At 50.9% G+C, this 25,219-nt stretch carries 27 protein-coding genes, 1 tRNA gene and 1 other RNA gene; 3 read left to right on the top strand and 26 right to left on the bottom strand.

Annotated features, from left to right (window positions below):
• Positions 1-136: 136 nt before the first annotated feature.
• From rsmI to J0X21_RS06330, 20 genes are all read right to left on the bottom strand, one after another.
• Positions 137-973: a 16S rRNA (cytidine(1402)-2'-O)-methyltransferase gene (gene rsmI, locus J0X21_RS06430; protein WP_206811352.1), complete on the bottom strand. Its 837-nt coding sequence runs from the start codon at positions 971-973 to the stop codon at positions 137-139.
• Positions 974-1,018: 45 nt separating this feature from the next.
• Positions 1,019-1,324, bottom strand: a complete 306-nt coding sequence (locus J0X21_RS06425) for an initiation-control protein YabA (RefSeq protein ID WP_206811351.1) — start codon at positions 1,322-1,324, stop codon at positions 1,019-1,021.
• Entirely contained in the window at positions 1,321-2,112 is a 792-nt protein-coding gene (locus J0X21_RS06420; protein WP_206811350.1) for a PSP1 domain-containing protein, read from the bottom strand. The genes J0X21_RS06425 and J0X21_RS06420 overlap by 4 nt, the downstream gene beginning before the upstream one ends.
• Complete coding sequence (locus J0X21_RS06415) at positions 2,109-2,957, bottom strand: DNA polymerase III subunit delta' (protein ID WP_206811349.1); 849 nt, start codon at positions 2,955-2,957, stop codon at positions 2,109-2,111. The genes J0X21_RS06420 and J0X21_RS06415 overlap by 4 nt, the downstream gene beginning before the upstream one ends.
• 4 nt (positions 2,958-2,961) lie before the next feature.
• Positions 2,962-3,291 (bottom strand): cyclic-di-AMP receptor, encoded by a 330-nt coding sequence (locus tag J0X21_RS06410; RefSeq protein ID WP_206811348.1) that lies wholly within the window; start codon positions 3,289-3,291, stop codon positions 2,962-2,964.
• 1 nt (position 3,292) lies between these two features.
• A complete protein-coding gene (locus tag J0X21_RS06405; RefSeq protein WP_328812401.1) occupies positions 3,293-4,744 on the bottom strand; it encodes an aminotransferase class I/II-fold pyridoxal phosphate-dependent enzyme in 1,452 nt (483 codons plus the stop codon).
• A 376-nt stretch (positions 4,745-5,120) separates the two neighbouring features.
• The gene (locus tag J0X21_RS06395) at positions 5,121-6,326 is read right to left on the bottom strand and encodes a Ger(x)C family spore germination protein (RefSeq protein WP_206811345.1); all 1,206 of its coding nucleotides are present in this window, start codon (positions 6,324-6,326) and stop codon (positions 5,121-5,123) included.
• Positions 6,323-7,420 (bottom strand): GerAB/ArcD/ProY family transporter, encoded by a 1,098-nt coding sequence (locus J0X21_RS06390; RefSeq protein ID WP_206811344.1) that lies wholly within the window; start codon positions 7,418-7,420, stop codon positions 6,323-6,325. Before J0X21_RS06390 ends, J0X21_RS06395 begins: the two co-directional genes overlap by 4 nt.
• Positions 7,420-8,985, bottom strand: coding sequence for a spore germination protein (locus J0X21_RS06385; protein WP_206811343.1), 1,566 nt, complete (start codon positions 8,983-8,985; stop codon positions 7,420-7,422). Before J0X21_RS06385 ends, J0X21_RS06390 begins: the two co-directional genes overlap by 1 nt.
• A 90-nt stretch (positions 8,986-9,075) precedes the next feature.
• A complete protein-coding gene (locus J0X21_RS06380) occupies positions 9,076-9,339 on the bottom strand; it encodes a 4Fe-4S dicluster domain-containing protein (RefSeq protein ID WP_206811342.1) in 264 nt (87 codons plus the stop codon).
• A 62-nt stretch (positions 9,340-9,401) separates the two neighbouring features.
• Complete coding sequence (locus J0X21_RS06375) at positions 9,402-9,977, bottom strand: 2-oxoacid:acceptor oxidoreductase family protein (protein ID WP_206811341.1); 576 nt, start codon at positions 9,975-9,977, stop codon at positions 9,402-9,404.
• A gap of 4 nt (positions 9,978-9,981) precedes the next feature.
• Complete coding sequence (locus J0X21_RS06370) at positions 9,982-10,713, bottom strand: thiamine pyrophosphate-dependent enzyme (protein ID WP_209011331.1); 732 nt, start codon at positions 10,711-10,713, stop codon at positions 9,982-9,984.
• A gap of 36 nt (positions 10,714-10,749) precedes the next feature.
• Positions 10,750-11,841: a ferredoxin oxidoreductase gene (locus tag J0X21_RS06365; protein ID WP_206811339.1), complete on the bottom strand. Its 1,092-nt coding sequence runs from the start codon at positions 11,839-11,841 to the stop codon at positions 10,750-10,752.
• A 26-nt stretch (positions 11,842-11,867) separates the two neighbouring features.
• Positions 11,868-12,527 carry a hypothetical protein gene (locus J0X21_RS06360; protein WP_328812397.1) on the bottom strand — a complete coding sequence of 220 codons (660 nt, stop codon included), beginning with the start codon at positions 12,525-12,527 and terminating at the stop codon, positions 11,868-11,870.
• A gap of 172 nt (positions 12,528-12,699) precedes the next feature.
• Entirely contained in the window at positions 12,700-12,954 is a 255-nt protein-coding gene (locus J0X21_RS06355) for a pro-sigmaK processing inhibitor BofA family protein (RefSeq protein WP_206811338.1), read from the bottom strand.
• Positions 12,955-13,123: 169 nt separating this feature from the next.
• Positions 13,124-13,720, bottom strand: a complete 597-nt coding sequence (gene recR, locus J0X21_RS06350) for a recombination mediator RecR (protein ID WP_206811337.1) — start codon at positions 13,718-13,720, stop codon at positions 13,124-13,126.
• Between the two features lie 6 nt (positions 13,721-13,726).
• Positions 13,727-14,068 carry a YbaB/EbfC family nucleoid-associated protein gene (locus J0X21_RS06345; protein ID WP_206811336.1) on the bottom strand — a complete coding sequence of 114 codons (342 nt, stop codon included), beginning with the start codon at positions 14,066-14,068 and terminating at the stop codon, positions 13,727-13,729.
• A gap of 20 nt (positions 14,069-14,088) precedes the next feature.
• A complete protein-coding gene (gene dnaX / locus J0X21_RS06340; RefSeq protein ID WP_206811335.1) occupies positions 14,089-15,702 on the bottom strand; it encodes a DNA polymerase III subunit gamma/tau in 1,614 nt (537 codons plus the stop codon).
• 62 nt (positions 15,703-15,764) lie between these two features.
• Positions 15,765-16,030: signal recognition particle sRNA large type (gene ffs / locus J0X21_RS06335), an RNA gene on the bottom strand.
• A gap of 61 nt (positions 16,031-16,091) precedes the next feature.
• Positions 16,092-16,186: transfer RNA gene (locus J0X21_RS06330), tRNA-Ser, on the bottom strand.
• A gap of 183 nt (positions 16,187-16,369) precedes the next feature.
• On the opposite strand from J0X21_RS06330, the gene J0X21_RS06325 reads away from it, so the two are divergent.
• The gene (locus J0X21_RS06325; protein ID WP_206811334.1) at positions 16,370-17,050 is read left to right on the top strand and encodes a DUF421 domain-containing protein; all 681 of its coding nucleotides are present in this window, start codon (positions 16,370-16,372) and stop codon (positions 17,048-17,050) included.
• A 41-nt stretch (positions 17,051-17,091) separates the two neighbouring features.
• Positions 17,092-17,472: a DUF4363 family protein gene (locus tag J0X21_RS06320; RefSeq protein ID WP_206811333.1), complete on the top strand. Its 381-nt coding sequence runs from the start codon at positions 17,092-17,094 to the stop codon at positions 17,470-17,472.
• Between the two features lie 30 nt (positions 17,473-17,502).
• On the opposite strand, the gene ytvI is transcribed toward J0X21_RS06320, so the two are convergent.
• The 5 genes from ytvI to J0X21_RS06295 all read right to left on the bottom strand — a co-directional run bounded on the left by ytvI (position 17,503) and on the right by J0X21_RS06295 (position 23,803).
• Positions 17,503-18,576: a sporulation integral membrane protein YtvI gene (ytvI, locus tag J0X21_RS06315; RefSeq protein WP_236006094.1), complete on the bottom strand. Its 1,074-nt coding sequence runs from the start codon at positions 18,574-18,576 to the stop codon at positions 17,503-17,505.
• A gap of 4 nt (positions 18,577-18,580) precedes the next feature.
• Positions 18,581-20,257, bottom strand: a complete 1,677-nt coding sequence (locus J0X21_RS06310) for an ABC1 kinase family protein (RefSeq protein WP_206811332.1) — start codon at positions 20,255-20,257, stop codon at positions 18,581-18,583.
• Positions 20,258-20,260: 3 nt separating this feature from the next.
• Positions 20,261-20,551 carry a phasin family protein gene (locus J0X21_RS06305; protein WP_206811331.1) on the bottom strand — a complete coding sequence of 97 codons (291 nt, stop codon included), beginning with the start codon at positions 20,549-20,551 and terminating at the stop codon, positions 20,261-20,263.
• Between the two features lie 39 nt (positions 20,552-20,590).
• Positions 20,591-20,929: a glutaredoxin domain-containing protein gene (locus J0X21_RS06300; protein WP_206811330.1), complete on the bottom strand. Its 339-nt coding sequence runs from the start codon at positions 20,927-20,929 to the stop codon at positions 20,591-20,593.
• A 216-nt stretch (positions 20,930-21,145) separates the two neighbouring features.
• Positions 21,146-23,803 (bottom strand): rhodanese-like domain-containing protein, encoded by a 2,658-nt coding sequence (locus J0X21_RS06295; RefSeq protein WP_206811329.1) that lies wholly within the window; start codon positions 23,801-23,803, stop codon positions 21,146-21,148.
• Positions 23,804-24,115: 312 nt separating this feature from the next.
• Here J0X21_RS06295 and J0X21_RS06290 point away from each other — a divergent pair, with 312 nt between their 5' ends.
• Complete coding sequence (locus J0X21_RS06290; RefSeq protein WP_206811328.1) at positions 24,116-24,715, top strand: phosphate propanoyltransferase; 600 nt, start codon at positions 24,116-24,118, stop codon at positions 24,713-24,715.
• Positions 24,716-24,878: 163 nt separating this feature from the next.
• On the opposite strand, the gene J0X21_RS06285 is transcribed toward J0X21_RS06290, so the two are convergent.
• Positions 24,879-25,196: a hypothetical protein gene (locus J0X21_RS06285; protein WP_206811327.1), complete on the bottom strand. Its 318-nt coding sequence runs from the start codon at positions 25,194-25,196 to the stop codon at positions 24,879-24,881.
• Positions 25,197-25,219: the final 23 nt, after the last annotated feature.

Below are 25,219 nucleotides of genomic sequence, written 5' to 3'. Positions count from 1 at the left end.
GTTTTACCAACAAAAGCAAGATACTGAAAGTTACATAGATATTCAGAGCTTGCATCCATCTCGCCGAAAAGGTCTGAAGCCCCTAAGGGGGCAGCGGGCCTTTTTACTTTAAAAACCAGCGAGCTGCCTTGCCCGCTCACTCGAGCTTCTCGATCAGGCTGCGGTAAACCTCCCGCTTGCTCACCCCATAACGCTTGGCCACCGATTTCATGCCCTCCTGGCGGGTAAACCCGGCCGCTACCGCCTCTTCCACTTCACGGCGCCAGATTTCCGGCCCTCCGGTTGGAGCGGCCGCCACATAAGGAGCAAGAATAATACAACACTCCCCCCGGGGAGGATTCTGTTCAAACTCCGCGATTAGTTCGGGAAGAGTGCCTGCGTGGACGCTCTGGTGCAATTTCGTCAGTTCGCGCACCACTCGGGCTTCTCTCGTCCCCATAATCTTCTCCATCTCAGTGAGGGCAGCCAGGAGACGGTGAGGTGCTTCATAGAAAATCAAGGTAAAGGACAGCTCGGCCAGGTCTTCCAGAGCTCGCCGCCGCGGCCCTGCCTGGGCCGGGAGAAATCCGTAAAACAGGAAATTGGATGCAGGCATCCCGGACAGAACCAAGGCCGTCAGGGCAGCATTAGGCCCGGGCAGGACATCGACCTTAACCCCTTGCTCACGGCAAAGCCGGATGACTTCATAGCCGGGGTCGGAGATTCCGGGCATTCCCGCATCTGAGATCAAAGCCACCGACTGGCCTTCTTTAAGCCGGTCCACTAATTCCCTGGCTTTTCCCTTCTCATTATGCTCATGGTAGCTGGTCAGAGGAGTATCAATCCCATAATGCTTTAAGAGCATCCCGGAATGCCGCGTATCTTCGGCCGCAATCACATCCGCTTCCCGCAACGTCTCAAGCACTCTGAGCGTAATATCTTTCAAATTCCCGATCGGAGTCGCACACACATACAGCGTACCTTTTTCCAGCATTCCTTTATTACCCCTATTTCCATGGGCGGGCTGAGACACGCTCATCTAATCCTTCCTCAAAAACCCCATACAAAACAAACAATCCCCTTCCAGCGGCTGGCCAAAGTGCAAATGGCAGACATGGAAGCCGTCATTATAAAGGCGGAGCAAGTTTTCCTGAGCTACGTTCTGAATCCGCTCCGCGTTGGCAATCACCCGCTCCGTTTCCTGAGCGGGGAGGGCCGCATCCCGTTTAAGCCGTATATTTTCCTCTTCCAGCACTTGTATATACGACCGCAGACTCTGAATCTCGCGCAGGACAGAAGCCAACAATTCCTCAATCTCCACCAGTGCCTGGGTCAACTGACTCATGCCTTCTCACTCTTTCCTTTCTGCTTATCCCCTTTCCGATGACGCGGCTGTCTGGACGCGGCAGCAGCCGGCACCGCCTCTCTATCCGGCACCACTTCTTCTACCAGCTCTAACAGATCCTCTATATATTCCTCTTCTTTATCATCACAGCCATAACAGCCGTTCTCATACTTTAAGCAGCACATCAAACGCCCGCAAATCCCGGAAATCTTCGTCGGATTAAGGGAGAGCTTCTGATCTTTAGCCATCCGGATCGAGACCGGTTCGAAATCCCCCAGAAATGAGGAACAGCACAACACCCGGCCGCATGAACCGATTCCTCCCAGCATCTTGGCCTCATCCCGTACTCCGATCTGCCTCAGTTCAATGCGCGTGCGGAAAACCGCCGCCAGGTCTTTCACCAGTTCCCGGAAATCCACTCTTCCTTCCGCCGTGAAGGAAAAAATGATCTTGTTCCCATCGAAAGTATATTCGACATCGATTAATTTCATTGGCAGCTTATGATCACTTATTTTCTTTAAGCAGATTTGGAACGCTTCTTTTTCCCGGGCTTTATTTTGTTCCACCATCCGCTCATCCTCCGCCCCCGCTTTGCGCAATACCTGCTTTAAGGGGAGCACGATTTCTTCCTCACTCACTGACCGGGGAGCAATCACAATCTCCCCGAATTCAACCCCTCTGGCCGTCTCAACAATCACTTTGTCCCCTGCTTCAAGCTGCAAATCCCCCGGAGCAAAATAATATATTTTCCCGGCAGACCTGAAGCGCACTCCTACAACTTCAATCACGCGCCATATCCCCCCTGCTCGAATAGTCGCAAGGCCAAGACCTCAATCACCAATCTGGAATTAGCCTGCTGCAAAGCACTCAAAGCATCTCGCACTGCCAATAATGCCGAAACCGCGCTTTTTCCCTGAATCATCTCTTGTTCAAACTGAACGGCCAACGCCTGTAAATAAAGTGAAGCTTCCTCACTTTCTACCGGAAACAAGGAAAATAGCCCGACAAAATCCCGCGCTCCAACTGCCCGCCTAAAGCGCCCGACCCAATCCGCTATCGTTTCCGGCCCATGGTGCATCATCTGCTCAGCTAAGGCATAACTGCCTCCGCTCAACCGTAAAGCACCGGTCCATTCAGGCCTTCCTTCCCCTTCTTCTCCGGCCTCCCCGCCCTCTGCGAAATACAGAAGCTGGGCCCGGCTGCGTACGGTCGCCAGAAGCTTCTCCGCATTTTGGGCGCTGAGAATAATCACAGTCTCCCCCGGCGGTTCTTCCACTATTTTCAGAAGTGCGTTTGCGGCCGCAGCCGTCAAAGCATCTGCCTGTTCCACCAGAAAAACCTTATACTCTCCCTCATAGTGTTTGCGGTACACCGTTTCCTGCCAGTTGAGAACCTGTTCGATGCCCAGGCTGGCCTTTAGCGGTTCCAGAATGGAAACATCCGGATGATTCCCGCTTTGGATCTTGCGGCAGGAAGGACAGACGTGGCACGGCTTCTCCAGCCCTTGGCAATTGAGAATCATAGCCAGGCGTAAGGCGAAGTCCCGTCTGTCCCGGGGACTGCCTCCATGGAAAATATAAAAGTGCCCCATCCGGCCGGAATGAGCTGCTCTTTCCAATACTTCTTTGTTCATTCAATCACACTTTCAAAAATTGCACCACATCCAGCACAAACACCGTCGCTCCGCCGACCGTAACTTCGATGGGCACCGGAACATGGGCATCAATCGGCCCGATAATCGGCTGCACTTGGGTGAGCATCTCCGTCCTCTGCTTGCATGTATCCCGGATTAACTCCAGCAAAGCTTCCAGCTTTTCCTCTTCCACACCGATGAGCAAGGTTGTATTGCCCGAGCGCAAAAATCCTCCCGAGCTTGCCAGTTTGGTGGCCCCAAACCCCGCTTGGGTAATCCTCTCCAGAAGCTTGCTCACATCTTTGTCCTGCACAATGGCTACGACCATTTTCACGCTAGTCATCCTCCACAATCCAAATCCGTTTTTCTCCCGCACGCTCCCATCCTTGCCAGAGCCTTTCTTCTTCGGACCTTAGCAGCTCCAGCACCTCTTCAGTCAATATTTCTCCCATGACCACCACCGGGATTCCGGGCGGATAAGGAGAGATCGTTTCTCCCGAGGTATGGCCCAAGCTTTCACTTAAAGGCACAAGGCGCTTCTTGCTAAAAAAAGCCTGGCGCGGTGTCAGGCGCTGAGGGGGTAGCGGTGGAAGCAGCATTGCGGGAAGGACCGGCTTTAAGCGGTTGGATTTCCCAAACCCAACCCCGCTCCGGACTCCGGCTTCATGTCTAAACTCCGGCTCGAGCAGGCTTTCCAAACCCCGGCGCAGGAGCCTGACATCTGCAGGAGTGCTTCCGATCCCAAGGAGAAACAGAATATTTTCGTGATCCCACAGCTCTGGCTCAATGCCAAAGCGCCGGCGCAAAAACTCAACACACACGGGAGCCGAAATTCCCAATGGCCGCGTATTGACCAGGATTTTCGACCAGTCCACCTGGGCAATGCCGAGGGTTTGCTCATCCTTTGCATCCAGCAGGCGCAGCCTTCCTTCCAGACCCCGGTGAATCTGCTCTACTTCGAGGCGCAGCTCCTCCCAATGTCCTTGAACCAAGGCCGAATCTGCTCCCTGCTCCAAAGACGCTAAAAGCAAATAACTGGGACTTGACGTTTGTAATAGTTCCAATCCTTGCCGCAGGCGGGCGCGATCCAATCTCTGCCCTTGGACATGGAGCATCGCCCCTTGCGTTAAAGCACTTAAGGTTTTATGGGTGCTATGTACCGCTGCATCCGCTCCCAGAGCCAAGGCACCGGGCGGAAAAAGCGCACCCAGATAATGCGCGCCGTGCGCCTGGTCCACCAATACCGGAAGCCGGGGAAAATCCTCGTCCCTTGCTTTTAGCAGGGCTTCAAGATCACAGCAGCTGCCGTAATAGGTAGGATACGTCACATAACAGGCGGCCGCACCGGCCCAAGCGCCTATAATCTCATCTGTTTCAAGACCCAAGGGCAGGTTAAATTCAGGATGAATGACCGGCCGGGCGTATGTCACCCGATGTCCGGACAGAATTAAACCCGAAAATACGGACCGGTGGGCCGCTCTGCTCACAAGCACAGGTCCGGTATCCGGAAGCGCCAGCAGTAAGGCTTGGTTTCCCACCGTGGCTCCGTTCACCAGAAAAAAACTCTCTTCCGCCCCGAAGATTCCGGCGGCCTTGGCTTGGGCCTCGGCAATAATACCGGCTGGGGCATGGAGCATATCCAGCCCGGGAAGTTCGGTCAGGTCAGACCCAGGAAAATCCACTCCGCAAAAAAACTCCTGCCTGCCTTTATGCCCAGGAGTATGAAAGGAACAGTATCCCTTTTCCAAATAACTCCTAAGCCCGTCCCTCAAATCTGACAAACCCATTCCCCCAGGAATTTTGAATTAATTTTATCATATTCTAGGAGAACTTGCACCAAAAAGCAGGGTACGCACATCGCAAACAAGTTTCTCGTACTCGGCACTGCCTATTTCCACAGTAAACATCTTATCTTCACAATCTGAGCAGAAAAACGCTCCCTTCAGTCTAAACCCGTCATACAGGCCATACCGCGGAACACAGCCACATGCGTGACACACCGGTAAGATCTTGGCACTCACTCAAAACATTCGCCCTTTCTCGGCCAGTTTTATCCAAATACAGTTTAATCTAGTTTCTCAGCGTCACTTAACTCCTGAATACTGAATACTGAATACTGAATACTGACTCCTGACTATAACCCCAAAGAGCAGCATCCTGCTCTTATTCTTCCCCTTCTGATTCGGAATTAACCGGGCCTTGGAAGGTCGCTCCGGTGTTAATCACCTGAACCTTGGCCTCGACGCTTACTGGTATTTCCGCAAGCATCTCCGGCCAGCTTGCTTCAATTTCCTTCCAATAATTTACATCATTAATTTCAACTTGCCTGCCAATGCCCAAAAAATCCAATTGCATCTCTTTGCTTTTGGCCAGCGCGGCTTCACACTCGCGGGTAATCTCCCGGGCCATTTTCTCTTCCGCATCATAGGTAAAGGGAGCCATCTCAGCAGGATTGTCGGCTTGTTCCCGGGACTGAAATTCATCAATAGTAGCCTTAGCCGAAATGAGAAAGCGCACTCCTTTCACCCCTTTCGCCGTCTCAAGCTTCACCTTGGTTTTAGTCGTGACCACCCGGCCCCCATAGACCGGAGGGGCCTCATTGGAGGTATCCAATAGACGTAACTTGATTTCATCTTGCAGCCACAGATACCCCTTGGTTTCATCTTCCGTCAAATATCCTGCTAAGCGGTCTCTTTTGAAAATACCGGCGCCGCTAAGCTGCAGTTCTTCCGCTTCCCCTTCTTTGTCGGCTTTGTAAATCATTCCGTTTTCCCCCGGCTTCACCGGACGCACGACCGGAATCACCGGATCCTCGCTCTTCCGGCCCAAGATTGTAAGATAATGCCCCAAACGGACTAAAGGAGAAATAGACCAATCCGAACTGTTATTTATGATATCAACTAGAGTCAGCGCCGGCACATCCTTGGTGCGCAATTTGACATTAAGCACATCCTGAGCTTTATCCTCAGCCAGAAGCAAAAACACAGTCCGCCGCAGAAGATAAAGGCGTTGATAGAAATCAAGGCTTTCGTTCATTCCTCTTTCGGCCAAGTCTTTCCCGACAATGATGAGTTTAACAGCTCCCGGAATGTTTTGCTTATTGATAAATTCAAAACTCTTGCTCGTAGCCTCGATCATGTTTTTACCTTCAATCGTTATGTTCCTGGTATCAACCTTCGGGCCGCCTTCCCCTCCCTTGCTGGGCTCCGCCATTTGAAAGGTCACTTGGTAGCTCTCGGTCTGGGCGTCATAATCAAGTCCAATCGCCACGACAAAGGCCAGCTCTTCAATTTCCCGCTTATCCCAACAGCCCGAAATGGACAAGAGTAAAAGACTTGATGCCATCAATACGATTAGTTTTTTGCTCATCCTGCTTTGCCCCTCCGACGCCAACGAACAATTCCCCATACCAGAGGAATCCAGAGAATCGCCAAGGGTAAAATCAAATAATCATCCGTAACGCTTAACTCTTGCACTAATTCCACACCGTTTTGAAAAAAGAGACCAATGACGAAAAACACTCCCGCCAGCAGCAAGTACCATTTTACATGATCCTGCACTCCAAATACGGCCTGCAATCCCCACATGCCCATAAAATAGAAGGCGCCCACCTTAATAATCATGCCTCCCATCCAGATGAGCAAAAACAGAGATTCCACTCCGGAAATGGTTTTTTCAATCTCGACCAGCTTTCCAAGGGAGAGCAAACCGTAATTCAAACGCTTGGCTTCAGCCGGGCCGAAAACTAAGAGCTCAGTCAAAGTAAGGAGGGCATTAACCGTCCCTACGATGATCACCGCACGCCACACTCCTGTTCTAAGCTGAGTTTGATCTTGCCCCCCTTGCGGGAGATAAGCGATAACCCCCGCCACAAACAACGCATATTCACAGGCATAGGGAGCCAATTTTAACACCGCAAATAAGATGGGCTTAATTCCCTCCCCGAATACAGGGAAAAACTCCTCCCATTCAAAGCGGGGCAAAGTCAGAACCATATTAGCTATAAGTCCTAGAATAATTAAGGGAAACACCACTTCCGCAAAACGCCCGAAGACCTCAATCCCAGTCCACGCGAGCGCCCCCACCAAAAACAGCATCGCGCCGATAAACACAACGTGGGGCGTGAGCTGTAATACGGAACGTTTGAAAGTATCCTCCACCTGAGCTAGCAGCAACGCACCGAAATAAATGCTAACTATAAGATAAACCAGGCCGATTCCTTTAGCCGTCCATTTCCCCAAAACAGTTTCTGAGATCTTGATCAGATTTTGACCCGGGTATTCCCGGGCCAGGGCCAGGATCATCAGTCCCAGGGGCAGCGCCAATCCATAGGCCGGAAGTACGGCCATCCAGCCGTCCCTGCCTCCCACCCCCAATGCAACTTGAGCAACGGGAAAAAAGGTGGTACCCATTAAGACCGCGGCCCCCAGCATCACGAACTGGTGGGCGGAAATCCTCTCCATTACTGTCCCCCTCCCCGCGGCTCATCAACATCAGCAATTTGGGGCCGTCTCTTTAAGGCCCACCAGGGGGCGCGCACAAAAGTATCCTGAAGCAAGGTGCGGATTCTCAAAGGTGCAACCGGGCTCAAATACGGATGTCCGAAGGAACGCAAGCTTAACAGATGAATGAGGAGCCCGTATAAGCCAAGACCAATCCCGAAGAAGCCCAGGGTTCCGGCCAGAAGCATTAACGGAAAGCGAATGAGCCGCAAGGCAATCGCCAAATCATAGTAAGCTATGGAATAGGTGGCAATTGCGGTAAGCGCCACAATAATGACCATTTGAGGACTGACCAGGCTGGCTTTAACCGCCGCATCCCCGATTACAATCGCGCCTACGATTCCAATTGTCTGCCCGATCGGCTTCGGCAGCCTCAGTCCCGCCTCTTGCACAATCTCGAGCGCGAGGGTCATTAGTATTGCTTCCAATAAGGCAGTCACCGGCACACCGGAGCGCCCGGCCGCAATGCTCAGGGCCAGGGTTGTAGGAATGATCTCCTGATGGTAGGTTGCAACTGCAATATAAATGCTTGGTGCCAACAGGGCCGCCGCCGCCCCCACATAACGGATAAAGCGCACCAGGATGACAATAACCGCCTTCTCATAATAATCCTCAGACACCTGGAGAAACTGGGCCAGAACCGCAGGGACAATGAGCGCGATCGGGGTACCGTCTACCATGATTCCCACCTTTCCTTCCAAAAGTGCCGCTGCCAGGACATCCGGGCGCTCTGTGTGCCGCACCTGTGGAAAAGGGGTATAGGGTACATCCTCGATCATTTCTTCGATATAGGCGGACTCAAGAATGCCGTCGATTTTAATGCGCCCCAGACGCCGCATGACCTCCTGCACAATGTCCGGCTTGGCTAAGCCTTCGATATAAGTCACCACGATATCCGTTTTAGTCAATTCTCCGATTTTGAGTGACTTCATCCTTAGGGAAGGGTGTTTGATTTTCCGGCGCAAAAGGGAGGTGCTCGTACGCAGGGTCTCAGAAAAACCTTCCCTGGGCCCGCGGACCACGGATTCGGTTTCCGGCTCCGCGACTCCGCGGTTGGCCCAGCCCCGGGAGCCTATAATCAAGGCTTCGCCCGTATCTCCTAGAAAAAGAAGCGCATCTCCGGATAGGACGGCATCGACAGCATCTCCGGTTTTATTGATAATTTTAAGTTCAATTGCAGGCGCGAGAAACTTGTAAACCGTTTTTAAGGCATTGTCAACAGTCATTTGCTCAAGCTCTTTTTCCCCGGCGAAATCAACCATTAACACCCTTAAGATAAAACTGTCCAAGATCAATTTATCAATCAGGCCGTCTACAGCAACTAAAGTGCACGGGATCTCCTCTTGCCCGCGCAAGCTGAATTCCCGGAAAATGATATCCGTGCTTTCCCCTAAAAGCGAGTGCATCAGCTTCGGGGAAAGGGGCTTAGGCAGTTCAGAATCCACCGGCAGAGGAGGAACTTTGCGAATCTGGCGGGTATGAGGGCGCGAGGTAAGCTCTTTTAGCATTCTTGTCCAACTGCGCATACTATTCCCTCCCTATCCAGCTTATTGTTTTCCTCCGGCGGGCAGGTTATGCACAGAAATAAAAAAGGGGCGATGTCTCGCCCCTGCTTACTACTTATGCACTGCCTGCTTAATCTTGCCCACGGTGATGGCGGCGTCCGGGCAGACGAGTTCACACATATTGCAGGCGATGCAGGGAATTTCCTCTTTCACGTGCGGGGCGGGGGTGCCATAGACACCCAGCTTATCTGACCATTCCAAGGTCCGCACCGGGCACTTCTCGATGCAGAGGCCGCAGCCCTTGCACAGATGCGGAAAAACCGTCCACACCGCTTTGGGTCCCTCAATCGTGATGAGATTATCCTTTAAAGACATCACTGTCCCTCCTATCTTTGGAGTACTCAATTAATCTTATTTACTCACCAATAAGTTACATCTTACTTTCCGGCTAATTGTTCCTGCATGAGCTGGGCTCCTCGCTCCAGGGCTTTATGGTTCAACTCGCGCAGCTTGGGATTTTGCTCGAATTTGTACCCGAGCTTTTTCTCTAAAGCCTTCTTGGCCTGATCCAGAGTGAGCACTCCGGTGGCCTGCAAGGCTGCGCCCAGAATCATAACATTGAAGACCCGGGGATGCAGTTCTTCTTTAGATATCTTTAAGGCGGGAATGGCCAGAACTTTGGCCCCGTTGGTGGGTAAATATTCCTCTGCCTGCTCGATCGAAGCATCATAAATAAAAATGGTCTTCGGCCCCACATACTGCTGGGTGCGCACCACCGCCCGGTCACTTAAAGCGATGACAATATCCCCGATTTCGAATTTAGGTGCGCCGATTCTCTCGTCCGAAATCTGGCAGAAAGCAATGGATACCCCGCCGCGCTGTTCCACGCCGAAGTTCGGGATGTAAAGGGCCTCTTTGCCTTCATCATTGGCGGCATTGGTCATGATCTGGGCCACGGACTGGACCCCTTGTCCGCCTTCCCCGGCTAAAGCAATCTTCACCACTTTGGCCATGGCTCTATTCCTCCTTCGTGCCCGGGACTTTGATCTCCCCGACTTTGAAGTATTTCGGCATTTCCTGCTCCACAAAGTGCCAGGTATCCTTGGCATTGGTGCTCCAGTTGGTCGGACAGGTTGAAAGAATCTCGACAAAGGAAAAACCGTTCCCCGCCATTTGATTCTCCAAAGCACGTTTAATAAATGTTGTAGCTTGGCGTACATTCGCTATCGTCCCACGGGCCACATACGCCCCCTCGCGGGCAATGGCTGCCACCATCTCCGGCCCCTGCATCGGCATCCCGGTATGTTCGGGATCACGCCCATAAGGGGAGGTTTCTGTCTTCATCCCAGGGAGGGATGTGGGTGCCATCTGGCCGCCGGTCATACCGTAGTTGGCATTATTGACCAGGATTGCAGTGATCCGCTCATTGCGCATAGCTGCGTTGACCAAATGCTGGGAACCGATGGCATAGCCCCCTCCGTCCCCCATATAGGCAACTCCGATCCGGTCGGGACGGGCCCGCTTGATGCCGGTAATGACCGGAGTGGTGCGGCCGTGATGCGTCTGAACCGTATCTACATTGAAGAAATCCCAGGCTAAGAGAGAACAGCCGATATCACACCCGAAGACCACTTTATCCTGAATGCCAAGCTCATCAATCGACCGGCCCAAGGCCTTTAAGACCAGCCCGTGGCCGCAGCCCGGACAGAATTTATGGGGTTTGGTTTCTTGCCGCCAGGATTTCGGCATGGATAACTCGATTGACACGTCTATTTACCCCCTTTCCTAGTGTGCGGCCAAAGCTTTGACTTTGTCCACGATCTCTTCACTGGTTACACCAACCCCGGGCTTAAGCAGCCCTTCAATCGGCAGGATGCTGTGGCCATAGAGATTCTGGCGCACCAGCTTAACCAGCTGCCCTTCCGCCGATTCAACCACCAACAGAAGTTTTGCCTTTGCAATGGCCCCGCTTAAGTCATCGGCGGGGAACGGCCTTAACGTAATTGGCCGGAAATACCCCACCTTAATTCCCTCAGCCCTTAGTTCATGCACCGCCATTTTAGACGAACGGCTGACCACCCCGTGGGAAATAATCACAATTTCAGCATCTTCACATGCGAACTGTTCATGTTCCACCAGCTCGGGGGCAATGCGGTCGTATTCCTGCTGGTAGTCTTTAATAATCGCATAAAGTTCCTCTTCCGTATTAAAGGTATTGCGCAGAAGGGACGGTTCCCGGTCCACCCCGGGCATCCCTTCCTGGCCCAGTAACGGTACGGTCGGAACCATCTTCACCCCGCGCATCTCCGGGTCATAAATCGTTAAGGACTCGCGCATCTTAGCCTGATACCCATCCCCCAGGACAAAGGTAGGGAAACGGTATTTCCAGGCCGTATTAAAAGCTTTAATGGTATAGTCAAAGAGGTCTTGATGGGTGGCGGTGGAGTAGACAATGCGGTGTCCTTCGCCGTTCCCCCCGTGAGTCGTCAGCATCACTTCCTGCTGGGAATAAATAACGGTCGCCGTAGACGGGCCGCCCCGCTGCTGAATCACCATCACCGTGGGAATCCGCATCATCTCAGCCATCGAAATCGATTCCTGCATCAGAATATTCCCCGGCCCTCCGGTAGCGGTAAAAGCCCGCGCCCCTGAGAGGACCCCGCCCACTGTGGTAAAGCCTGCGGAAATCTCATCCTCCGTCTGCAGGAACTTCTTCTCGAATTTCGGCCCTAAGCGGGTCCAATAATGCATAATCTCATTCTGAGGCGTAATCGGATAACCGTACATAATATCAGCCTGCGCCGCCAGGGCCGCCCAGGCAACGACCTCATTGCCGGTCATGAAAGCCCGCTTTTCCCCCTCAATTGGTTTAGCCATCTTAAATGTACACCTCCTGTATGTAGTCACCAGAATGCCCGCGGCATAAAGCGCTTAAGATAGCGCACCGGATGCCCGTAGGAATCCGTTTCTCCCAACTCCTCCCGGAAACGCTCATCGGCAGTGGTTGCAATCACCGGCAAGCGCAGTGCTTCTCCGACCTTGGTGACAATGCGTGCTCCCTCCCGAATGTACCGGGCATTCGTATCCTCACCCAGGTGGGAATTATTTATTAGTCCGTGCACCGGCCCCAGTTCCCGCACGTAGGCAAGCATATCCTCAAAACTTCCGGTAACCGGGCGCCCTAGGTTAAGGACGGCTAAAATACGCAAATCCGGTTCTTCCCAGGCCCCCTCTACCAGATTCAGGGCACGCGCCCCTTTTACCCCATACCCGATATCCATGACGATGCTCCCGGGACGCTTCAGCACCCAGCGCATTTCCGGCCGGATCACCGACCCAGCCTCCCCCAGCCCCATGGTCTCAGAAGTTGACCAAGCTACAACCTCCAACCCATAACTTCTCAGCTCCTCCCGGATAGGCCGCAGCGTATAGACAGGCTCTACTGTGTCCAAATCAACCAAGTTTACCGGCTGGAGTGCCTCAGGGGCATGCAGAATTTCTAAGGCCCGGTTGACCGCGCATTCACTCTTGCCGCTTGCATACTCCCCGACATAGGCCTCCACAATTCTACGCAGGCGTTATCACTCCCCTTGCCGGAGGTTTTTCCCGTAAAAAACTTGTAAATATCCAAAGGGAACTATTGTTAAATAGTTCCCCCTGACTCGTCACAGTATACCCTAAACCTATATATTTATGCTAAATTATGGATACCAATCCGGATTTTTAGAAAGATTATCAGATCCCCAAAAACTGTAGAATCGAGAGGGTAACTACCCCCGGAAACCCCAATAATCCTACGATTAAGATCGTGAACACATTAATCGGAATTTCCAAGCCCAAAATGCTTAGGAGCAAATCCACGAGCCAGAGACCCACGATCCCCCCCAAGACATGAATCATGGCTCTTAGGAATAAATTCGGCTGACCTAAGGTAGACCTTATCACCAAGGCCATCAGTACGAGCAATAACCCAAGAAAGACCAGCGTCATTGCCATTCCCCCGTTCGAATCCATCTGAAAACATGCACACACTAAAGTTTCCACTTTATGATATGCAGCAGAAGGACAAGTTTAGAACGGAAGAGTTTACCTTACTATTACTCTTTTATCATAAAGAAAACTTGGCTTGCGCCCGATAAACTAGAACAGGCAAGCTGCCTTAGAGGTTCCTTCTCCCCTCAAGCGCCCGGGCAATGGTCACTTCATCGGCATATTCCAAATCCCCGCCGACCGGAAGGCCGTGGGCAATTCGGGTTACTTTGACCCCCAGAGGTTTTAATAGGCGGGCCAGATACATGGCCGTGGCCTCCCCCTCCACCGTAGGATTCATAGCCATGATGACTTCCTCGACACCCTCTAAGCGCTGGAGCAGCTGCTGTACGGTTAACTGCTCCGGTCCGATCCCTTCTAACGGGGACAGCACTCCCTGCAGGACATGGTACAGCCCCTTAAACTCCCCGGTCTTCTCCAAAGCCGCCACATCACGCGGGTGTTCCACAATGCAAAGGAGCTTGCGGTCGCGCCGCTCACTGCGGCAAAAGGCGCACGGGTCTTGATCCGTAAAGTTAGAGCAGATGGAACAGCTCTTAATTTTTTCTTTCGCCTTGAGGACAGATTGGGCCAGGGCTTCGGCTGTCTCCGGCTCCTGCAGGAGATAAAAAGCGAGACGGCCTGCCGTTTTGGGCCCGATTCCGGGCAGCCGCGCCAAGCTGCTGATTAGATCGGCTAAGGGTTGGGGATAATTCAGCAAGTCCATCGGAGTTTAGAAAAGGCCGGGGATTTTAAGGCCGCCGGTTAATTTCCCCATCTCGGAGGACATCATTTCCTGAGCCTTGCGCAAGCCCTCATTGACCGCTGCTTTTACCAAATCCTCGAGCATTTCTACATCTTCCGGATCAACAGCCTCCGGCTTAATCTTAATCTCTTCCAGTTCAAGTTTGCCGCTGACTACGACTTGAACGGCCCCGCCGCCTGCGGTCGCTTCCACGGTTTTGGTCTTTAAAAGCTCCTGAGTTTTGGCCATCTCTTCTTGAAGTTTCTGGGCTTGTTTGAGCATTTGATTCATGTTGCCCATACCGCCGCCGCCCATGTTTTTAAAACTCATTTTTATACACGCTCCTTCGTTTAATCTTTTCTAACTTCCACCAATTCCTTGCCAAATAAAGCTTCAGCCTTTTTTATCAGAATTTCCTCAGCTGACTCTTGAGGATTCTTCTCTGCTCGCGCCAATTCACTTTCCAGGACACTTTGAAGCTTTAGCGGAACTCCAAATAAATCCAGCAGGACTTTTTCAATCGTCTGCCGGTTTTCCGGCTGATTGACCTTGTCCCGGTGGAATGAAAACCCTTCCCGGAAAACCAAGGTTAAAACCTCTCCTTCTATGCTTCCCGGTCTTCCTTCCAATAGAAAGGCGTGGGTGGATTTCTTCTGCTGGCGTACCTGCTCCAAAACCTCCGGCCAGCGCCCCTCAATCTCAGCTAACGTCACCGGCTTTCCCTGTACTGTCCGGCCTGAAGCTTCAGTCTTTCCATGCGTCCCTGACAAGGGCTGAATAGGTTTATCCGGTTTATCCGGTTTATCGAATTTATCGTCCTTCACACGCGCAGGTACTCTTCCGGTCCGGGTTTCCGTGCCTTCTGCCCGGACCTTCTCCCCCTGCTCTTGTCCGTCGTAAATCGTCTTCACTAAGAGCATCTCCGCTGCCAGCCGCGGGTTTGAGGAAAACTTCAACTGCCCTTCCCCCTGCAGCAGGACGGATATCCAGCTTAGCAAACGGCCAAGCCCGATTTCCTTGCTCTGTTGAATGAACACTTCCTGCACCTTTCCCGGCAGCAGCGGCATCTGGCCTGCGCTTAAATAGAGCAGCATCTGGCGCAGGTAATCCAAGAGTTCCCGCAGAATGACCCGCGGGTCGCGTCCCTGTTCTATCCCCTCAGCTAAATGGGATAAAACCCTCCCATAATCCCCCAGGATTAAGGAGGCCGCCAACCGGGAACTAAATTCTTCTCCGGCAAGCCCCAGCACCGCATAGATTTGTTCGATGGACAATATCCCATCCTGCAAAAGGCACTGATCCAGAATGCTTAAAGCATCCCGCAGGCCGCCCTCTGATTTTTGCGCAATAACTTGCAGGGCACCAGGTTCCGCCTCACGCCCCAACCTTTGGCACACCTCTGCCAAACGCCGAACAATATTCTCCTCTGCAATCCGCCGGAATTCAAAGCGCTGGACCCGTGACAGAATCGTGAGCGGCACTTTGTGCGCCTCGGTCGTGGCGAGGATAAAAATGACGCGGGCCGGAGGCTCTTCCAATGTCTTTAATAAGGCGTTAAAGGCTTCCGTGGTTAACATGTGTACTTCGTCAATTATGTAGACTTTATACTTGCCCTCGCCTGCGCTTAGCTTAACCTTTTCCCGCAAATCCCTAATCTCATCAATTCCACGGTTGGATGCGGCGTCAATTTCAAAGACTTCCATGGCTGAGCTCTGGTCGATACTGAGACAGGATGAACAGGCGCCGCACGGCTCCACTCCGTCCCTTGCCTCACAATTTAAGGCTTTGGCCAGAATCTTCGCCGCTGTAGTCTTGCCGGTGCCGCGCGGGCCGCTGAACAAATAAGCATGGGCGATTTTATCCTGTTTCAAAGCGTTTCTTAAAGTGATGGTCACATGCTCTTGTCCAACCATCTCCTGAAAACGGCGCGGGCGCCATTCCCGGTAAAGGGCCAAATAAGCCATGATCTTCTTCCCCCGTGGGTATAAAATAAAGATGGTACTAGACCACCTTAGTTTATTAAAGGCCGTGCACCTTTGTCCGAACATTCGCTTCCGACCGTTTCCCCGGTTAACTGGCTCGATCCAGGCAGCCTCGCGGCACACCGAACTGACTCCTTAGTGCTGCTTCCGTCAAGACCTGACACGGTTCGAAGAGTCCTGTTGCGCAAGACCCAGATCTCATCGCCTATAACCGGAGGCTGCGCCACAAGCGAAGCCCTCGCGCAGGAATTCCACCCCGCTTTAGCGGATTACGGGTTACAGGGATCCGCTACCTCCCCGTCTAGCACGACCAAATCAATTATAGCAAAATAAAAAGCCAAAGTCGAATACTCAGGCTCGCTAACTTAGTATGGCGGAGAGAGAGGGATTCGAACCCTCGAGACAGGTTTAAGCCCGCCTACTCGATTTCCAGTCGAGCGCCTTCGACCAACTCAGCCATCTCTCCATGTCCGTCACATTAAGCTTGTATATTAATTTTAGTGACGAATGCTATTATAAGCTACCGGACAATATTAGTCAATATAACTGACACTTAGTTTTATATCTTAAAATTTGGAAATGTAATAACATTTTTCTTGAAGGGAAAGATAATTTTGTTCCTCAAATTATGAAAGGAGAAGTTCTTTCAATGCTGATTGATATCGTTCGGACACTTATCCTTTATAGCCTCGTGGTTGTCGTTCTGCGCGTTCTCGGCAAACGGCAGATCGGCCAGCTTCAACCCTTCGAACTGGTTGTTATTATCATGATTTCAGAATTAGCTTCTGTTCCCAGTGAAAACGCCGGAATTCCTTTAATTAGCGGAGCTGTTCCGATTATTGTTCTCCTGATTGCCGAATTGATCCTCTCCTATATTAACCTTAAAAGCGAAAAAGCAAGAAAAATCTTAAGCGGCAGGCCAACAGTAATTATAGACAAAGGCAAAATTCTCGAGGCTGAGATGCGAAGAATGCGTTATAGTTTAAGCGATCTCTTGGAACAATTACGCATCAAAAACAGTCCCAATATTGCAGATGTCGAGTATGCGATTCTGGAAACCAACGGAGAACTCAGCGTCATCCTTAAGTCCAAGAAAAGGGCAACGATTCCGGAAGATCTAAAACTCGAACCAGCTTATGAAGGATTGCCCATTACCCTGGTAATGGACGGAAATCTCAATGCCGAAAATATGATGAAGGCCAGAGTGGATAGGGCTTGGCTGGAAACCGAGATTAAAAAGCTGAATATCAACCATATTCAGGATGTTTTCCTGGCAAGCCTCGATTCAGCCGGTAAATTATTTATCCAGAAAAAAGATGAGGCCTCCTAATTCAGAAAAAAGACAATGAGAGATTATTATGGGGTGAGTAGATGCGCACAGTGGCTATTATCCTGATTATTTCCTTTTTACTCGGCGGGTTCGCCATCACTTCCTATAAATACATCAAGGATTCTTCCCATGAAATGGTGACGGAAATTGAAAAGATCGAAGCCTCGTTAACTACTTCAAACTGGAATAAGGCTCAACAAGAACTTGGAATCACGCAAGCCAAATGGGAAAAAACAAAATATTGGTGGTCCATTCTCTTACACCACCAAGAAATCGATAACATCGACCTTTCTTTAGAACGTCTCTCTAAGTATATTGAAACCAAGGGCTCTACTTTATCCCTGGCAGAGCTTGCGGTGCTTAAGAAACTATTCGATCATATCTCAGATACGGAAGCCTTAACGCTTAGGAACATTCTATAGGAATGCATAAGAGCAAATAGCCCTACACTGTTATATCCTTATCCTAAAACGAATAACCCCCGCTCTCACTAAGCTGCGGTAGAGAATGATTAATAACGGCCCAAGGAATACCCCTGCAATCCCTAAAACTTTAAACCCAATCCAGATACTGATTAGCGTAGACAAAGGGCTAAGCCCGATTCTTTCCCCTAAAATCTTTGGTTCAATAATACGCCGGGTCACATTGATTATCACAAAAAGGATAATCAGCCCGACCCCCAAAAAAGTATTTCCCCGGGTTAAAGCAAAGATCGCCCAGGGTAGAAACACAGTTCCGGTACCCAAGATGGGTAAAATATCAACGATCACTACGACCAGAGCAATGGCCAAGGCATAGCGGACACCCAGAACCACCAGTCCTACGGCACTAATCACGTAGGTGATTGAGCTTAAAATGGCCTGGCTCTCCAAAAATCCAATCGTTGCCCGGCGCAGGTCATTCAACACAAGTTCTAACTTGTAGCGGGAGCGGTCTTTGAAGAGGCTGAAAAAACTACTTTTAATCTGTTCCAGATTAAGACTGATTAAGTACAAAGACACTGCCATTAAGATGAGGATAATAAATAGGTTGGGTATAGAGGTCGTAATGTTATAAGCGCGACTGCCGATTAAACTTAAGAAGTTGGCATTAGCCAGCTCATTTCCCAGCTTGGTTAAAGCCTGGGTGGTCTGATCCGCTATTTCCGGAGGTATCAGTAAAAAGGATTGTTGCATACTTCGATAGAATCCCGTTAACCAGGCCTGGATTTCCGGAAAATTGCGCTGCAAATACCCAATAAATTCCATCATCTCATCGGTCAACTTGGTCACAGTAAAATAGCCCAGGATTAACAGCGAACCCAAAAAAGAAAAATAGGTGATATTAACCGCAGTCATACGGTGCTTGAACCTAAACCGGCGTCTGAGCCATTGCACCACCGGTTCGATCGTCAAGGCTAAAAGATAAGCCCCGATGAAGGGCAAGAAATGCGGAAATATGTAGTACATGCCCAAGGGCACCAGAATGACTGCGGCTATGATTCCAATCGTGAGCCATACTTTTCGGACAAACGTATCCATCGCCATCTCCTCAAAACCTCCCGGAACGAAAGATTGAGAACAACAACCATAAAAACATAAGGGCTGCTACGACAAACCCAGCTTCCATCGCTGGAATTTTCCAGAAGATCACGGGGTTATTCCCTAGGGAGGAAGCAATAATCAGGCCGGTCATGACAATGCTGAATGAGAGTAAAACAATACTGAAGGAAATCTGATTGCTCATCCGGTCTAATTTTCTTAGAAAGGTGTCCAGTTCCCGCACACTGATTTCCAAGCGCGTTCGGCTTTGCTGGATGATGCGCAGCAAGTCCTTTACCTGCTTGGGCAGCTCTAACAGGATTTCCCCATATTCGTTCATATCGGTCCAAGCCTTGGAAAGCACGTTCCGTGGCCGGTAGCGTTCCCGCAAAAGTTTCATCCCAAAAGGACGGGCGATATCTAATATACTTAATTCCGGATCAAGCTTGGCGACGATTCCTTCCAAAGTCAGCAAAGCCTTGGCTAAAAGGGTTAAATCCGCCGGAATCAGGATCCGGTGCCGGAATGCCACTCCGAACAGCTCGTTTACCGCCTCCCCTAAATGGATCCGGCTTAAAGGAAGCCCCAAATACTTGTCCCGCAATTCGTCCACATCTTTGCGCAAGAGAGCAAGATTGACCTCATCCGGAACCAGGCCCATCTGGAAAATAGCCTTTATCATGTCCTCGGTTCTTTGCCTCATCAAGGCAATGACCAGGGAAGCAAAGTGCTCCTTCATATCCGGTGATAATCTACCCACCATACCAAAGTCTATCAAGGCGATAGCCTTGTCCGGCAGCACCATGATATTCCCCGGGTGGGGGTCAGCATGGAAAAAACCCTCGAGCAGAATCTGCTTTAACACGGTTTGCGCCAGGGTTTCCGCGATCATGCCGCGGTCATATGCCGCATCCTCATGCTCATCCAGGCGGCTAAGCTTCAGCCCCTGAATATACTCCATGGTTAAAACCTTTTTCGTGGTATGCTCCCAATAAATCTGCGGGATATGTATCCTCGGGTCATCTCGGAATTGCCTTGCGATTTTCTCCGCATTTCGGCCTTCAATGGTGTAGTCAAGCTCAGCCCGCAGGGAGCGGGCGAACTCTGCGGCCATCTCTGTAACTTTATATTGTTCGGCCCACTTTAACCGGTGCTCCGCTAAGTTCGCCAAATCAAGAAGGATTTCCAAATCGGTCTGAATCACGCCGCTAATCTGCGGCCGCTGAACCTTTACCGCCACTTCCTGCCCGTTAAGGAGAACGGCCCGGTGCACCTGCCCGATGGAAGCAGCCGCCAGCGGGGACTCTTCAAACTCAAGAAAGATTTGCTCGATCTCTGCCCCTAATTCTTCCTGAATAATCGTTTGCACTTCCGGGTAAGAAAAAGGGGGTACTCTATCCTGCAGCTGCTCCAGCTCGCTGATGATCGGTGCCGGAATCACATCTGGGCGCGTACTGGCGATTTGCCCTATCTTAATAAACGTAGGCCCCAATTCTTCGATAACCTTACGTATCCGCTCCCCGACGGATTTAGGATCGGAATCATCCCGCTCCCGGAACAGGCGCAAAGGTAGGGAAAGCAGCTGGGAAAGCCCCAGCTCCTCCACCACCAGGCCAAAACCATGCCTGACCAAGACCGCTGCCACATCCCGGTAGCGCCCCAGATGGCGAATGCGTCTTCCAAGCATGTATTAGTCTTTGCTTTCAAGCCGGGCCAGGCGTTCTTCCAGCCGTTTAATATCCTCTTTGGTGGGGATGTTTAGTTCAGACAGGAGCTTATTTAAATGTTCCCGGACCACCCGCTGCAATTCTTTCTGCCCTTCTTCCCCTTTCGCGATCAGTTCATTGACCAGTTCCTTCGATTCAGCGGCCGAGACCTCCCCTTTCTTCACCAGGTCATCTACAACCTTCTCAATCTGCTCCTTGCTAAACACTGCCACTCCAAGACCGAGCGCCAACCCTTTTTTCAGTAAGTCTTTCATGAAATTCCCTCCCGTTATGTTATAAATTTTGATTGCTAATTAAGTAGTTACTGTAAATTCGTGAGTGCACTTGGGGCACTTCACTTTGATCTTGCCCTTGTTCACAGGTACCCGCATTTTTTGGGAGCACTGCTCACAGCGAACCAGGCGGTGGTCGATCAATTGCAGCAGTTTGGCCCGGTCAAATCCCACCACCACATCCTCTCCGATTAAAAACGTAGGCACCCCGCTGATCCCGCGCCGTTGCAGCTCCATCCGGGCTGCCGCATCTTTATTAATATCCCGCTCTACGAAATAAATATTATTTTTGGAAAGAAACTCTTTCCCCATGGTACAGTATGGTCAGGTCTGGGTTGTAAAAATGGTTACGTCTTTCATAGTCGTAAACTTTAACCTCCTACTCACTCTCTATTGCAAAATTCTCCCTTACGTTTTTGTGCGAATTCGGCTTCAGAGCTTTGCTATTATTATATCCCTTAAGGTCAGATTCTTCCACTCACGAAATGAATCCCTTGATTTGCCGTAATGAAAGCCCCAGACCATTTGGCCAGGGGCATATTGTTGGTGCCTATAAAATAAATTTTTAGTATGCTCTTACTTCACAATCTCATAAGTCGGATCAGAACTCCAGCCGTGCTTGAAGGTGGCTGTGCCAAAGCCGAAGTCCAGGCTCTTGCAGGTAAGCCCCAAGATGTTCATAAGGGCATCCACTTGTCCGGCGGTTTGGCCGGTGTAGCAGTAGACTACCATGGTCTTGCCTTTGGCTTGTTCCTTCAACATGCTCAGGTTTTTGGCAATTTCGGCCCCAAACGGAACATTGATTGCCCCTTTAATATGCCCGCCTGCATAAGCATCCGCCTGGCGTACATCCACAACGAAATACTTCTCGGGATTAGCGGCCAAGGCAGCTTTCAGATCTGGATTGCTGATCTTGTACACGTCTTTGGGCATGGCCAGGAAGTAGGTTCTGACGGCATCATCAATCCCAGGATTAGGGCTGGCAACTGCCGGAGCATTCGGCATGGCCACCGCTTCCTTAGATAATTGATAGCTCGGGTCTTTAGCATTGAGAGCCAACCAGCCATTTTCAAAGCCGTCTTTGCCCATGCCGAAATTAAGAGAACGGGTAGTAATTCCGGCTAAATTGAGCAGAGCATCGGTTTGCCCGGCAGTTTGGCCGGTATAGCAGGCGACCACCAGGGTTTTCCCCTGAGCGACTGCTCTGATCTTATCCAAGTTATTGGCAATTTCCGCTCCGAAAGGGACATTCAGCGCACCGGGGATATGGCCCTTGTCATAAGCATCCTTCTGGCGGATGTCCAGCACTACATATTTCTCGGGATTCGCTGCCAGCGCGTCCCTCAGATCCTTTTCCGGGATCTTGTAGCTGTCCTTAGGCATATTGTTAAAATAAGCGGCAACGGCGTCCGTGTACCCTCCGACTACTTCATTGGTAGGATCGGCACTCCAGCCGTAATTAAAGCCTGACATGCCAAAGCCGGAATCCAGACTCTTGGCATTGACTCCGAGGATATTTAACAGGGAATCTACTTGCCCGGCGGTTTGACCGGTGTAGCAATAAACAACCGTAATCTTGCCTTTGGCTTTTTCCCTGATCATCGCCAGGTTATCCGCGATTTTCGCTCCAAAAGGAACGTTGATTGCTCCTTTAATGTGCCCAGCGGTGTATACATCCGGCTGCCGTACGTCTAGAATGAAATACTTCTCCGGATTGGCAGCCAGGGCCGCTTTGAACTGCGGTACCCCAATTTTATAGACATCGGCCGGCATATTTTCAAAGTACTCTTTCACCGCATCATCAATGGCGGGATTGGGGCTGGCCACCGCCGGTGCGTCCGGCATTGCCACCGCTTCGGGGGAGAGTCTGTAACTCGGGTCTTTGGCTGCCAGGTAGGTCCACCCTCTGTCAAACCCGTCTTTGCCCATGCCGAAGTTTAAGGAAACCGTTTTGATTCCGGCCAGATTCAGCAAGGAATCCGTTTGCCCGGCGGTTTGCCCAGTGTAACAGGCCACAACCACTGTCTTATCCTTCGCTGCATTGCGGATTTTCTCCAGGTTGTTGGCGATGTCCACTCCGAAGGCGACGTTGACAGCGCCTGGGATATGCCCTTTGTCATAGGCGTCCTTGCGGCGGATGTCAACTACTAGATATTTCTCAGGGTTCTTCGCCAGTTCATCCCTTAGTGTCGCTTCTGCGATCTTATAGCTGTCTGAACCCATGTTCTTAAAGTAGGCAGCTACGGCATCTGTAAATGCCTTGTTCGTGTCCTGTCCGGAAATCAGGCTCATAAGCGCCGTTTTTTGGTCATAGGTGACAATTCCGGTGCCGCCGATAATTGAAATATTTGTTACTTTAGCCGCGACAGAATTAAGATAGTCGGTTACGGATGCCGGAACTTGCTGATCCAGGTACAAGAGAGGCGCATTATTCTTGGCCGCCAGATTGGCACCGACCATGGCATCCACGAAGTCGAGGCCGGTGGCCACATAGATTGACTCGGCATTCGGCATCAACTGGGCGGCCGCTTTGGCAGCGGTCTCATAGCGGTCAACCCCATAGATACGCTGCGGGCGCGGGAGTTTCGCATAAACACCGGCGCCGATGACCGCTTCTCCGCCAAGCACGACCGTGCTTTTCACTCCCGCTTGAGTCAAAGCCGCCTGCGTAGCTTGAGGCAATGAATCCTTTTCGGCATAAAGAATCGGAGCATGGTTGGCTGCCGCCCAGCTTGCCGCCGGCAAAGCATCGGCGTAACTCGCGACCACCACGGCTTTGTCTGCCGTACCCATGGCCTCCGCGATGCTGGCTGCCGTTGCATAAACATTGTCACCGCCGTAGCGCTTCACGGTGTAGCTTTTGCTTAAGTCGGCTTCGATTTGAGCTGAAATGACCCCGTTTCCTCCGATAAGGTAGACATTTTTGGCCTTAAAGTCTTTGAGTGCTTTCGATGTGCTCTCCGGCATCGCGGCCGCCTCAGTGAGCAGAATCGGGGCATTCAGCCTGTAAGCGAGAGGCCCGGCGGCTGCCGCATCATTGGCAGCATATCCGTTTACGAGCACAACATTATCGGCGCCGCTGGCCCAACCGGATTTAGCGGCTTGCACCGCCGTCAGAAAACGGTCATACCCGCCGATACGCTTGGTGTCAGCCAACACTGCTGCCGGAAAAATAAGCGTAAACAAGAGGACGGTGACGAGGAAAATGGTTAACCCTTTCCGTTTAGCAAGCATACGATGACTCCTTTCTTATAGCTATAATATTGATAAAGATATTACATTCACAAATTAATGCATCACCTCGCATGATTAAAATAGTTTATGTATTGCATTTATGTAGTTAGTAGATAATATTCAGGGTCAAGCCCAATAATCCTGCCACAGTCAGGTTGTTCTCCCATTATTTTTTTCTTTACCCATATAACTAAAACAAGAAGTTCCACTAGGAGAATAATTCTGACACGGCCATTTTGCATTTTTAAGGTGTATAATGAGGGTGCAAAAAGCAATTTTGGTGGTTTTCTGCCTGGTAGGAGGTTGATTGGGATGGCTATTTTTCAAGTTCCTGTGGAAATATCCAACCGTCACATCCATTTATCCCAAGAGCATATTGAAGCATTGTTTGGTCCCGGCTATGAGCTAACTCCACTGAAGGACTTAAGCCAGCCCGGTCAATTTGCGTGTACGGAAACGGTGACCCTTGTTGGCCCTAAGGGATCGCTTACGGGAGTGCGGGTACTGGGCCCCGCCCGGGCATCTTCCCAGATTGAGCTGGCCGCAACCGATACCTTTAAATTAGGAGTTAAGCCCCCTGTGCGTGATTCCGGCGATTTAGACAAAACCCCCGGCTTAACGGTAGTTGGCCCCTTCGGTCAAGTCGAGCTTGAGTCGGGAGTGATTATCGCAGCGCGCCACATTCATATGAACCCGAAGGAAGGATTAAAACTCGGTCTTAAGGATGGAGCGCATGTATCTGTGGAAATCCCAGGCCTCCGCGGCGGTGTTTTTAACAACGTCTTGGTACGGATTAGCCCGCAGTCGGCCTTGTTCATGCATATCGATACCGATGAAGGCAATGCTTTCAACCTGCATAACGGGGATTTGGTCAGGGCGGTCATCGGGAAATTTCTTCAGGTTGCCAAGTAAACCATTATTTTGAGGCGCTCACTCAATTATAATTGAGCTAAAGGACACACCAGTAGAAGGTGCTGTCCTTTATTTTTTTCATTAAAATATAGTGAAAGCCAGCAAGAGTTAGCTCTGTGCTGGCTGCTTTCATTCTATGATTCGTTTAGATTCAATGTCAAAGTTAGTGCTGCACTCTGGAGCCGGCCGGATACTGTAGTCCTTGAAGCGCCGGGGATTTTAAATGCTGAAACATTTTGCTGTTGCGCACGTAGAGCAGCAAGTCTGTTGCCACCATCGCAATATTAAGGAAGTACAAGTACAGCACAAAGTCATAACTATAAAGAACTTTATGCAAAATCCCGGCTGTATATCCGATAATGACTACGATCAGGAAAAAGGGGCTCTTCCCATTGACCGAGCCGGATTTATAAGAGCGGTAGATCGAAAAAGGCCAGGCCGCTCCGAAGCACAAAAGCATTAAGGCTTCAAAAATATCCATCACAATTCCCTCCAAATGCGCTG

This window comes from Paradesulfitobacterium ferrireducens, from assembly GCF_017310645.1.
GTDB lineage: Bacteria > Bacillota > Desulfitobacteriia > Desulfitobacteriales > Desulfitobacteriaceae > Paradesulfitobacterium > Paradesulfitobacterium ferrireducens.
Note: the sequence above shows the minus strand (reverse complement) of the source record. Positions and strands in the feature narration are given on the sequence as shown.

Bases quoted from the DNA above. Each gene is read 5' to 3' on its own strand.
- rsmI (WP_206811352.1), bottom strand. From the start codon at position 973: ATGCTGGAAAAAGGTACGCTGTATGTGTGTGCGACTCCGATCGGGAAT.
- J0X21_RS06425 (WP_206811351.1), bottom strand. From the start codon at position 1,324: ATGAGTCAGTTGACCCAGGCACTGGTGGAGATTGAGGAATTGTTGGCT.
- J0X21_RS06415 (WP_206811349.1), bottom strand. From the start codon at position 2,957: ATGAACAAAGAAGTATTGGAAAGAGCAGCTCATTCCGGCCGGATGGGG.
- J0X21_RS06405 (WP_328812401.1), bottom strand. From the start codon at position 4,744: ATGGGTTTGTCAGATTTGAGGGACGGGCTTAGGAGTTATTTGGAAAAG.
- J0X21_RS06395 (WP_206811345.1), bottom strand. From the start codon at position 6,326: ATGAGCAAAAAACTAATCGTATTGATGGCATCAAGTCTTTTACTCTTG.
- J0X21_RS06390 (WP_206811344.1), bottom strand. From the start codon at position 7,420: ATGGAGAGGATTTCCGCCCACCAGTTCGTGATGCTGGGGGCCGCGGTC.
- J0X21_RS06385 (WP_206811343.1), bottom strand. From the start codon at position 8,985: ATGCGCAGTTGGACAAGAATGCTAAAAGAGCTTACCTCGCGCCCTCAT.
- J0X21_RS06380 (WP_206811342.1), bottom strand. From the start codon at position 9,339: ATGTCTTTAAAGGATAATCTCATCACGATTGAGGGACCCAAAGCGGTG.
- J0X21_RS06375 (WP_206811341.1), bottom strand. From the start codon at position 9,977: ATGGCCAAAGTGGTGAAGATTGCTTTAGCCGGGGAAGGCGGACAAGGG.
- J0X21_RS06370 (WP_209011331.1), bottom strand. From the start codon at position 10,713: ATGCCGAAATCCTGGCGGCAAGAAACCAAACCCCATAAATTCTGTCCG.
- J0X21_RS06365 (WP_206811339.1), bottom strand. From the start codon at position 11,841: ATGGCTAAACCAATTGAGGGGGAAAAGCGGGCTTTCATGACCGGCAAT.
- J0X21_RS06355 (WP_206811338.1), bottom strand. From the start codon at position 12,954: ATGACGCTGGTCTTTCTTGGGTTATTGCTCGTACTGATGGCCTTGGTG.
- recR (WP_206811337.1), bottom strand. From the start codon at position 13,720: ATGGACTTGCTGAATTATCCCCAACCCTTAGCCGATCTAATCAGCAGC.
- J0X21_RS06345 (WP_206811336.1), bottom strand. From the start codon at position 14,068: ATGAGTTTTAAAAACATGGGCGGCGGCGGTATGGGCAACATGAATCAA.
- dnaX (WP_206811335.1), bottom strand. From the start codon at position 15,702: ATGGCTTATTTGGCCCTTTACCGGGAATGGCGCCCGCGCCGTTTTCAG.
- J0X21_RS06325 (WP_206811334.1), top strand. From the start codon at position 16,370: ATGCTGATTGATATCGTTCGGACACTTATCCTTTATAGCCTCGTGGTT.
- J0X21_RS06320 (WP_206811333.1), top strand. From the start codon at position 17,092: ATGCGCACAGTGGCTATTATCCTGATTATTTCCTTTTTACTCGGCGGG.
- ytvI (WP_236006094.1), bottom strand. From the start codon at position 18,576: ATGGCGATGGATACGTTTGTCCGAAAAGTATGGCTCACGATTGGAATC.
- J0X21_RS06310 (WP_206811332.1), bottom strand. From the start codon at position 20,257: ATGCTTGGAAGACGCATTCGCCATCTGGGGCGCTACCGGGATGTGGCA.
- J0X21_RS06305 (WP_206811331.1), bottom strand. From the start codon at position 20,551: ATGAAAGACTTACTGAAAAAAGGGTTGGCGCTCGGTCTTGGAGTGGCA.
- J0X21_RS06295 (WP_206811329.1), bottom strand. From the start codon at position 23,803: ATGCTTGCTAAACGGAAAGGGTTAACCATTTTCCTCGTCACCGTCCTC.
- J0X21_RS06290 (WP_206811328.1), top strand. From the start codon at position 24,116: ATGGCTATTTTTCAAGTTCCTGTGGAAATATCCAACCGTCACATCCAT.
- J0X21_RS06285 (WP_206811327.1), bottom strand. From the start codon at position 25,196: ATGGATATTTTTGAAGCCTTAATGCTTTTGTGCTTCGGAGCGGCCTGG.